Annotated in this window: 9 protein-coding genes; 2 read left to right on the forward strand and 7 right to left on the reverse strand. The window is 55.8% G+C overall.

What is annotated here, in order from left to right:
* The first annotated feature begins 37 nt into the window (after nt 1–37).
* On the forward strand, nt 38–856 hold the full coding sequence (locus GV764_RS20125; RefSeq protein ID WP_161661701.1) for a mannosyl-3-phosphoglycerate phosphatase-related protein: 819 nt from the start codon (nt 38–40) through the stop codon (nt 854–856).
* Here the strand turns inward: GV764_RS20125 and dgcQ are convergent.
* From dgcQ to GV764_RS20140, 3 genes are all read right to left on the reverse strand, one after another.
* On the reverse strand, nt 845–2512 hold the full coding sequence (gene dgcQ / locus GV764_RS20130; RefSeq protein WP_161661703.1) for a cellulose biosynthesis regulator diguanylate cyclase DgcQ: 1668 nt from the start codon (nt 2510–2512) through the stop codon (nt 845–847). The genes GV764_RS20125 and dgcQ overlap by 12 nt on opposite strands.
* A 180-nt stretch (nt 2513–2692) precedes the next feature.
* Nucleotides 2693–2875 carry a YodC family protein gene (locus tag GV764_RS20135; RefSeq protein WP_161661705.1) on the reverse strand — a complete coding sequence of 61 codons (183 nt, stop codon included), beginning with the start codon at nt 2873–2875 and terminating at the stop codon, nt 2693–2695.
* 90 nt (nt 2876–2965) lie between these two features.
* Nucleotides 2966–3880, reverse strand: coding sequence for a DUF808 family protein (locus GV764_RS20140; RefSeq protein ID WP_161661707.1), 915 nt, complete (start codon nt 3878–3880; stop codon nt 2966–2968).
* A gap of 343 nt (nt 3881–4223) precedes the next feature.
* On the opposite strand from GV764_RS20140, the gene yedA reads away from it, so the two are divergent.
* A complete protein-coding gene (gene yedA, locus GV764_RS20145) occupies nt 4224–5135 on the forward strand; it encodes a drug/metabolite exporter YedA (protein WP_161661709.1) in 912 nt (303 codons plus the stop codon).
* Between the two features lie 2 nt (nt 5136–5137).
* On the opposite strand, the gene GV764_RS20150 is transcribed toward yedA, so the two are convergent.
* The 4 genes from GV764_RS20150 to drpB all read right to left on the reverse strand — a co-directional run bounded on the left by GV764_RS20150 (nt 5138) and on the right by drpB (nt 8076).
* The gene (locus GV764_RS20150; protein WP_161661710.1) at nt 5138–5605 is read right to left on the reverse strand and encodes a very short patch repair endonuclease; all 468 of its coding nucleotides are present in this window, start codon (nt 5603–5605) and stop codon (nt 5138–5140) included.
* Between the two features lie 3 nt (nt 5606–5608).
* Nucleotides 5609–6991, reverse strand: a complete 1383-nt coding sequence (locus GV764_RS20155) for a DNA cytosine methyltransferase (protein WP_476561227.1) — start codon at nt 6989–6991, stop codon at nt 5609–5611.
* Between the two features lie 80 nt (nt 6992–7071).
* Nucleotides 7072–7758, reverse strand: a complete 687-nt coding sequence (locus GV764_RS20160; RefSeq protein WP_161661715.1) for a phosphohydrolase — start codon at nt 7756–7758, stop codon at nt 7072–7074.
* Between the two features lie 54 nt (nt 7759–7812).
* Nucleotides 7813–8076: a cell division protein DrpB gene (gene drpB / locus GV764_RS20165; RefSeq protein WP_161661717.1), complete on the reverse strand. Its 264-nt coding sequence runs from the start codon at nt 8074–8076 to the stop codon at nt 7813–7815.
* Nucleotides 8077–8213: the final 137 nt, after the last annotated feature.

The following is an 8213-nucleotide window of genomic DNA, read 5'->3' on the forward strand; positions in this document are numbered from 1 at the left end:
GCCCCGTTTCGTGTGCCGCAATAATTAAGGATCCTTTATGCCTTCATTGACTGACTCGCTGATTATTGTTTCCGATCTTGATGGTTGCCTGATTGATAGCCATACCCAGCAGTGGACCGCTGCGCTTCCTGTGCTGGACAGCCTGCGCGAACACCACATCCCGGTCATCCTGTGCAGCAGCAAAACCGCTGCGGAAACTATCGCGATTCAGAACGAGCTCGGTCTACAGGGTGAAGCCTTTATTGCGGAAAACGGCGCGGTGATCCAGCTCAATGACGAGTGGGACGATCACTCAGATTACCCGCGCGTGATCAATGGCGACACGCATGAGTCAATCCGTAAAGTGCTGGAAGAATTGCGCCAGTCGGAAGGTTATAAATTCACGACCTACGATGATGTTGACGACGCGATGATTGGCGAACTCACCGGCCTGACGCCAAAAATGATTGCCCTGGCAAAACTTCAGGAGGCGTCGCAGACCCTGATCTGGCGTGACAGCGATGACCGTTTATCGACATTTAACGATGCCCTGAATAACCTCGGCCTGTGCATGATGGAAGGCGGGCATTTTTGGCACGTGCTGGATCAACGCGGCGGTAAAGGATCTGCGCTGACCTGGCTTATCGATCAGTACCGCCATCGCGAAGGCCGCCGCCCGACCACTATCGGCGTGGGTGACAGCCCTAACGATGTGTCGATGCTCGATGTGGCAGATTATGCCGTGATTATTAAGGGGTACAGCAAACAGCCTGTGGTGGTGAAAAATGACCATCCGCAGCGGGTGTATCGCACCCGGGCATACGGGCCGGAGGGCTGGTGCGAAGGCCTCAATTATTTTCTGGGCTCATCCGTCTGATGAACAGACGCGGTTGCGTCCCGCCAGCTTGGCCTGATACAACCGTCGGTCAGCAATTGATTGCAGATGTTCAAAATCGTAATCGCCTTCCAGCACGGCGCAGCTTACGCCAAACGAGGCGCTGATGCGGATCGTGGTGTTCTGGCGCGCCAGAATCTCTTTATTGCTCAGCCGCTCGCGGATGCGTTCAGCAATCGCGACCGCCTCTGGCAGTAAGGTCTCCGGCAGAACAATGCAAAACTCCTCGCCCCCTACGCGCCCGGCAATATCATTGCCGCGCAGCGACTGGCGCAGAATACTGGCCGCATGGGAGAGCGCCTTATCGCCGGTCTGATGGCCCCAGGTATCATTGATCCGTTTGAAATGATCGAGATCGAGCTGGATAACGCACAGCGGCAACTGCTGTTGCTGGCAGCGTCGGGCAATCTGCCTGGCGCGTTCAAGAAACGCGCCGCGATTAAACAGATGCGTTTGCGCATCGTACCAGGCGCGCCATTGCAGGGTTTCCTGCATGGCGAACATGTTGCGTACCATCCTGCGGATCACGTACCACGAGCCTAACAGCATCAGCGAGAACAGCGCCCAAAGCAGCCCCAGCACCAGTAAGATACTGCCGAACTCGCCGCCCAGGCTTTGCTTCAGAGAATAGACCCGGATCAGCACCCCATCGAAAAAATTGAGTTTCGCCCAGCTGACGTAACGGGTGTCGATCAGCGCTCCCCCCTCGTTATGCTCCGCCATTTCGCGAATGAGCCGTTCGCGTTCGCTGTCGCTCAATACGCTGCCGGTGGGCACCGGTTCCGCCGATGAAGCAATAACCTGAAACTGATTATCCAGCAGCAGTATTTCACCGTTCTCGCGGCGAAACATCGCCTGGTTTAAAAAATCATTCATGGTGCCCAGCGAGAAATCCATCGCCAGCACGCCATACCACTGATTCTGATAATCCAGCGGCAGGCTGGCGGTCACCACCTGGTCCTCCTGACGATTCGCTTCCCGGGCATGCGTCCAGCGCACTCCGCGATCGGGATTATTGCGCCGGGTATGGCTGTGGAAATAGGGCCGCGTCACCAGCCGGTGATAGCGGGACGCAATATCATCAGACGCGGCATGGGGCGTGCTGGAGAGATAAAAACCGGCGCGCGAGGTGTAAAACGTGCGGCGCTGCCGGTCCTGTTGGGGATCGGCCAGTTGCAGGATCGCGCCAAACTCCAGCGCGGCGATCAGTTCGTTCTCCAGCCGCTGTTCGTCGCGGGCGAGTAGCGGATTTTGCCGAACCCGATCGTCGGAAACGCCATTCACCGGCAGACCGCGTTGCGTATCGAGGCGGATTTGCCAGGCCCCGGACTGGCGCTGTTGGTCAAACTGCGCCAGCGCCGCATCGGTGCGGTTAGTGGAAATGGGCGAGCTCAGGGCGTGCTGCATGGCGGCGCGGTAAAATTGCAGCTTATCCACGCTGTACTGAAGATGGCGATCGAGCGCTGCGGCAACGCTTTGAATGCGGTTTTTCTGACTGGCGGTCCAGCCATTTTGCAGCACCACGATTTCTCGCCAGGTGAGTAAAGTGGAACAGAGAAACACCACCAGAAAGCAAAAATTAACGATTTTTATCGGGTGCCTGGTTCGCCATGCGTGTTGTTGGATTTTTGCCGACACAGACAACGCTCCCTGAAAACTGCCCGGAATCTAACAAGTAGTTTGGCATAACGTTGAAGATGCGCTGTCAGAATCGCGCCATAAATTCGCGCCAGGCGGTTAGAGGCCGGGCAGAAATAAAGAGGGAAACCCTGCGGTTTCCCTCTTTATCATCAATGCGCGAGCATTGCTGACGTGCGGTCAATGGTCTTCTTCACGTGAAGCGAGTTTCCCCACGGTCAATTCGTCTTCACGAAAAGCTTCACGCTGCACGCCGTACCCGTCATACCAGCGGCATTCCACCATGCCGCTTGAATATCCGGTCACCACCATGCGCGGACCACCATTTTTGCGTTTAACTTCATCGCTGACCACAAAGACCATACCTGCCTCCTTAATCAGTGCGAAACGTTTAAAACATAGACAATTATGGTGATTTTTGCCTGGTGCCCGCGCGTATTTTGAGGAAAAATCCTAATGAGCGGGTTTGCCGCGCAGCCGGGAAATCATATTCACGACCGTCAGCACCACCGCGCCGATAATAAAGCCCAGCACCAGGTTCATCGCTAACGGCAGCAGCGCCTGCCCTATGCCGCCGCCCTGCTCCGCCCAGTGTTCAATGGCGTGATGAACCGGGCCAATGCCGTGCACCACAATACCGCCGCCCACCAGAAACATCGCCAGGGTGCCCAAAATCGACAGCGCTTTCATCAACCAGGGTGCGGTTACCAGCAACCCTTTACCCACGGCCCTGGCGAGCGCGGAAGCCTTTTTCTCCAGCCAGAAACCCAGATCGTCGAGCTTAACGATAATCCCAACGATGCCGTACACCCCAATGGTGACCACAATGGCGATCCCGGATAACACCAGCACCTGGTTCAACAGCGGTGCTTCCGCCACGATGCCGAGGGTTATCGCCACGATTTCGGCGGAGAGAATAAAGTCGGTGCGAATCGCGCCTTTCACTTTATCCCGCTCATACACCAGCGGATCCTGCCCGGCAATGGCATCAAGCCGCGCCTGGCGCTCTTCCGGGGTCTCTTTGTGCTTGCGCGCCTGCCAGGAGTGGACCACTTTCTCTACCCCTTCGTAGCAGAGAAACGCGCCGCCGATCATCAGCAACGGCGTGATGGCCCAGGGCGCAAAGGCGCTGATAATCAGGGCCAGCGGCACCAGAATCAGTTTGTTGATAAAAGAGCCTTTCGCCACTTTCCAGACCACGGGCAGCTCGCGGTTGGCGCGTACGCCGGAAACTTGCTGGGCGTTAAGTGATAAATCATCGCCCAATACCCCGGCGGTTTTTTTTGCCGCCAGCTTGCCCATCATCGACACGTCATCCAGTAGCGTGGCGATATCATCTAACAGTGTTAATAAACTACTCCCGGCCAAAGTTAACTTCCTTCTGTCTGGTTTTAATGCCCCAAAGTATGGAACAAAAGCGATGTGAACGGTAATAAACTGCGTGGTAATCGGAATATTGGCGCTGGCCCACGCGACAGATTCAGCGCTTTTCGCCGCCTTTTTGCGCTATCTGTTTTCAGGACCTTTATGTCAACATTTATTTAACCGTTTGCGAACATTAAAGTGCTCGCGCCTGGAGTAGTTTTGTCGTTCACTATTAGCCCGTTATGCTTCTTCTCTGCCGGATTGAAGCGTCTCGTTTTTCGCAATTTTTTTGGCGTCGTTATGGCGACGCCGCATTCGTGTTTTCTTAATCAAGTCGTGAGGGAGTATGCGTTTCGGAAAACTGTTGCCCCTGATTGGGTCGCTCTTTGCGCTCTATATCATCTGGGGTTCAACCTATTTTGCTATCGCCGTTGGGGTAAAAAGCTGGCCGCCGTTTATGATGGCCGGGGTGCGTTTTTTGGCGGCGGGTTTGCTGCTGCTGGCGATACTGCTGGCGACCGGCCATAAGCTGCCTGCCCTGCGTCCGCTACTGAATGCCGCACTGATCGGCGTCCTGCTGCTGGCGGTAGGCAACGGGTTCGTGACCGTCGCTGAGCATCAAAACGTGCCGTCCGGCATTGCCGCGGTAATGGTTGCCACCGTTCCGCTGTTTACCCTGATTTTTAGCCGCTTTTTCGGTATTCAAACCCGCAAGATTGAATGGCTGGGGATCGCCATCGGCCTTGCCGGCATTGTGCTGCTGAACAGCGGCGGCAATCTCAACGGCAACCCGTGGGGCGCGCTGCTGATCCTGATCGGCTCCCTGAGCTGGGCCTTCGGGTCAGTGTATGGATCGCGGATTGCGCTGCCGACCGGCATGATGGCGGGCGCGATTGAAATGCTGGCTGCCGGGATTGTGCTGATGGTGGCTTCGCGGGTGACCGGTGAAAAACTTACCGCGATGCCCGATCTCTCCGGTTTTCTCGCCGTGGGCTATCTGGCCGTGTTTGGCTCGTTAATCGCCATCAACGCCTATATGTATTTGATCCGTAATGTCACTCCCGCTGTGGCGACCAGTTATGCCTACGTTAACCCGGTGGTGGCGGTGCTGCTGGGCACCCATTTTGGTGGGGAAAACCTGTCGCCAACCGAATGGCTGGCGCTGGGCATTATCATTTTCGCGGTAGTGCTGGTAACGCTGGGGAAATATTTTTTCCCGGGAAAGCCGGTGGTTGAGCCCTGCCCGGTAGAAAAATAACGCTACAGGGCATGGATGCCCTGAAGATCGATTTCGGCGCAGTCGCCTCCGCCGCATACCCACTCTTCTACCCGCTCGCACAGCGCCTCGTCGGACAGTTTGCTCCGACCACGCAGCGCGCATTCCCAGATAATCAGCACCCGCCAGCCTGCTGCCCGCAGCCGCGCAACGTCGCGCCGATCCCGCTCAACGTTGCTGTTGATTTTGGTCATCCAGAAGTCGGTACGCGTGGCGGGCACTTTAAACAGATAGCAGTCGTGATGATGCCAGAAACAGCCGTGGGTAAAGATAACGCAACGGTACGCCTCAATCACGAAGTCGGGCTTGCCGGCAAGGGCGGCGTCCTGCGCCCGCCAGTCAAAGCCCATGGCGGTCAGTAGCGGCGCGAGGCGTTTTTCAATGGCGGTGTCGCGTGTCGCAATCGCCCGCATATTTTTGCTGCGTATCGCCTTACTGTGGACATCCGCCATGCCTTACTCCTTACGCTTTGCCACCGCCTGAAAAATGCGTGATTCAAGTAGTTTAGCGACCGCCGCGAACACCGGCACCACCACCGAGTTGCCGAACTGCCGGTAGGCCTGGGTATCCGACACCGGAATGCGGAATTCACTTTGCTTCGGCGCTTCAAACCCCATCAACCGCGCGCATTCGCGTGGCGTCAGGCGGCGCGGGCGTTGTAGCTGGTTGGCGGGATGATCGAAATCGGCTTCGCCGAGCGCTTTATCCCAGCCGCGATCGACCAGAATTTCTGCGCCGTCTTTGTAATAACGGGCAGACAGCGTGCGCGCCACGCTGGACGGATCGCGCGGGTCAACCATGCCAAATCCAAAGCCGTTGCCCTTCGCCTGATGTTTTTTGGCATAACGATAAAGATATTTCCACAATATCGGGCTAAGGATGTAACGCGCGTCAACGGCAGTATCCAGTAATTCACCGATCGCAGGCCGTCTGTCAGGGAAAAATTTGTTTACATCACGCAACGTAAAACCCTGGTGAAGATTGAGGTCCCGCCGGAAGCCCACCAGCACGATACGCTCGCGGTGCTGGGGTAAAAAGTTTTTGCCGTCGATGATTTTGGGATCGTCCGGGCCAGCGTCCCCGGCATTTGCCACCTCATAACCCAGCTCGTCCAGGGTTTGCATGATGATGCGAAAGGTGTTGCCCTTATCATGGCTCTTCAGGTTTTTGACGTTTTCCAGCACAAAAATCGCCGGTTTTTTCGCCGCGATAATGCGCGCCACATCGAAAAACAGCGTGCCCTGGGTATCACAGGCAAATCCGTGGGCGCGGCCTAAGGCGTTTTTCTTGGATACCCCCGCCAGGGAAAACGGCTGACAGGGGAAGCCCGCCAGCAGTACATCATGATCCGGCATGGTTTTATCGATGTGGGCGAACGCCTCGTCATCGCTAATTTCCGCCTGGTGGCTTAGCGTGACGTCGCGGATATCTTCATTAAACGTGTGCTGATCCGCGTCGCAAAACCAGTTGGCTTTATAGGTGCGCACCGCGTGTTTATTCCACTCGCTGGTAAAAACGCACTGCCCACCGATGGATTCGAACCCCCGGCGGATACCGCCGATACCGGCGAACAGATCGACAAAGCGGAATGCATAGTGGGGATGATGCGCAGGCGGCGACGGCAACAGCGCCGCCAGCCGTGAGACTTCGCCAGCATGAAGCCGAAAGGCTGTGTCCCCTTCAAGCTCGCGTTTAAGGTGTGTGCGGTTCCATTTCTGAACGCCTGCGTCATTCAACACCTGCAAAACTGTTTTGGTGTCGTAGATCTCGCTCAGTTTACGCAAAATGGCGACAGAGGCGTCAGACGCGCCGTGCCCGGATGACGCGCACTGCGTCATAGCAGATTGATTTTCCAGCATTACATAAGCCATTCAGAACGAATTGCCTTAAGAGTATCACAAAACCCGACGCCGCCGGGTTACAACGCAAATTGACGCATCACATCCTCGTCATACTGATGATGTTCGCCGCGCAGCTCGGCGGCAAGTTTGGCCATAAATTTCACCAGATAATTGGCGTTGTGACGGGCCAGTTCGCGCCCTTTTTCAGTCTGCATGGTGGCAGGCAGCTTAAGCAACTTGGTTTGAAAATGATCCAGCGCCCAGCGTTTATCATCCGGCTCGCGCTGCTGCGCAAAGGGATCCTCTGCATCAAACAGCGGCCGCCCCAGTTGGCCAGAAACGTAGAACACCCGTGCCAGACCAATGGCACCGAGCGCCTCCAGCCGGTCCGCATCCTGAACGATTTTGGCTTCAATGCTTTGTGGCGTGATACCGGCGCTGAAGCTGTGCGCTTCAATAGCATGGTAAACGTCCGGATAAAGCGCCTCGGGGAAGGCGGGAAAATGGCTGGCGAGCAGGGTTAGCGCTTTCTCCGCGGCATAACGGGAAGCGAGATGGCGTTCAGGGTGGTTCTTTGGCAGATTTACGATGTCGTGAAAATAGCAGGCCGCGAGAACGGTCAGCGGCGTCGCGCTATCGTCCATGATGCGCTGCGCGGTACACCATACGCGACGAAAATGAGCAATATCGTGGGCGCCGTCCTGGTGCGTAAAATGCTGTTGAAGGAAGTTTTCGAAGCAGGTTTGCCAGTCATCAAGCGTCATCGCAGGTTCTCCTGAAAGCGTGTTCCGCGATGCTAGCATCAATGGCCTGGCAATTTAATCCTCACGGGGCCGGGTATACCAGGCAATTGCGCCAAGCAGCATACCCACCGCACCTAACACGCCGGCACCGAGCAGTGCGCTTAACCAGTGACCGGAAATTGTCGTCATCGGCCCGTCAGAGGCCGCGCCCGGTGGAGCCTGGATACCACTCACTACCCAAAAAAAACGCACCATCATCCAGAGGAAGTAAAAACAAAAGGCATAAAACGCCCACAGCGCCAGCTTCCCTCCCAGACTTCTTTGAATTTTTTCATCCATCTTCGTACCTGACTATCAGCAACGTGTAAGTATTACATCAATAAGTGTGATTTTTATCACATTAAACAACTAAGTGAAATTCTTTCCCGCTCTCGTTTGTGATTGATCACGTTTTTAGTACGGTATTGCCGTGGAAG

It is taken from the genome of Atlantibacter hermannii (assembly GCF_009907385.1).
In the GTDB taxonomy this organism is placed as follows: domain Bacteria; phylum Pseudomonadota; class Gammaproteobacteria; order Enterobacterales; family Enterobacteriaceae; genus Atlantibacter; species Atlantibacter hermannii_A.

Bases quoted from the DNA above. Each gene is read 5' to 3' on its own strand.
- GV764_RS20125 (WP_161661701.1), top strand. From the start codon at position 38: ATGCCTTCATTGACTGACTCGCTGATTATTGTTTCCGATCTTGATGGT.
- GV764_RS20135 (WP_161661705.1), bottom strand. From the start codon at position 2,875: ATGGTCTTTGTGGTCAGCGATGAAGTTAAACGCAAAAATGGTGGTCCG.
- yedA (WP_161661709.1), top strand. From the start codon at position 4,224: ATGCGTTTCGGAAAACTGTTGCCCCTGATTGGGTCGCTCTTTGCGCTC.
- GV764_RS20150 (WP_161661710.1), bottom strand. From the start codon at position 5,605: ATGGCGGATGTCCACAGTAAGGCGATACGCAGCAAAAATATGCGGGCG.
- GV764_RS20155 (WP_476561227.1), bottom strand. From the start codon at position 6,991: ATGACGCAGTGCGCGTCATCCGGGCACGGCGCGTCTGACGCCTCTGTC.
- GV764_RS20160 (WP_161661715.1), bottom strand. From the start codon at position 7,758: ATGACGCTTGATGACTGGCAAACCTGCTTCGAAAACTTCCTTCAACAG.
- drpB (WP_161661717.1), bottom strand. From the start codon at position 8,076: ATGGATGAAAAAATTCAAAGAAGTCTGGGAGGGAAGCTGGCGCTGTGG.